The sequence below is a fragment of the Aliiglaciecola sp. NS0011-25 genome, from assembly GCF_040370605.1.
Taxonomy (GTDB): Bacteria; Pseudomonadota; Gammaproteobacteria; order Enterobacterales; family Alteromonadaceae; genus Aliiglaciecola; species Aliiglaciecola lipolytica_A.
Genome location: NZ_BAABWR010000059.1, coordinates 1 through 852, shown reverse-complemented (window position 1 = coordinate 852; position 852 = coordinate 1). Strand labels below are relative to the sequence as shown.

The 852-nt window shown below is 42.4% G+C and carries 1 protein-coding gene; it reads left to right on the top strand.

Annotated features, from left to right (window positions below):
• Window positions 1-650 (top strand): transposase (locus ABWV72_RS21160; RefSeq protein ID WP_353372960.1); only part of this gene is annotated, 650 nt, incomplete at its 5' end.
• Window positions 651-852: the final 202 nt, after the last annotated feature.

Genomic DNA, 852 nt, shown 5'->3' with positions numbered 1-852 from the left:
ATGACATCACAATGTCGACAGATAGAGGCCAATTGACGCCTGTCACAATACAAACTCAAGAGGCATTAAACAGGAAGGACATCACGGTTATCGCAGACAAAGGCTACTTCAGCAGGAAGGATATTAAAGCCACACAAGACTTAGGCGCGACGGCATTGGTGCCTCAAACTGACACATCTGGTTCAAAGAAGAAAGGCATATTCAATAAGTCGCTGTTTAAGTATGACAAAAGTAAGGATGCTTATATATGCCCTGCTGAAAATGAGTTACCGCATAGACGAAATGTGGTTGAAGGCGGCTTAGAACTAAAGGTCTATGTCGATCACATCGCATGCAGGGACTGTGATATTCGCGCTCAATGCACCCAATCAAAGGTTGAGCCAAGAAAAATGAAGCGTTGGATACATGAAGCCGATATTGATGCAATGAAAGCACGATTAGATGCTGCGCCTGAAACCACCGTTATCAGAAAGCAGACTGTCGAGCACCCATTTGGCACTATCAAAATGTGGATGGGAGCGTCTCACTTTTTAATGAAACGTAAGAAGAATGTCAGTACCGAAATGAGCCTCCACGTGCTGGCTTACAATCTCAAACGAATGATGTCGATAGTCGGAGTGCCGACATTAATAGCCGCTATGATGGAATAATGCTTAGTGGCCAGAAAATCTCTCTAAAAGGCAGTAATTAAGCCTATTTGCTATCAATTTTAGAGGCGTGGGCTAAAAAACTGACATTATTGTTGAATTACCCTGAGTCAAAACAGTGAGCCTAAATATTTTTGAATATGAGTCAAAAACACAGAGGTATAAATTCATGTTGTAGTTAAGCGTTTTCACACAGCCTGCGCTC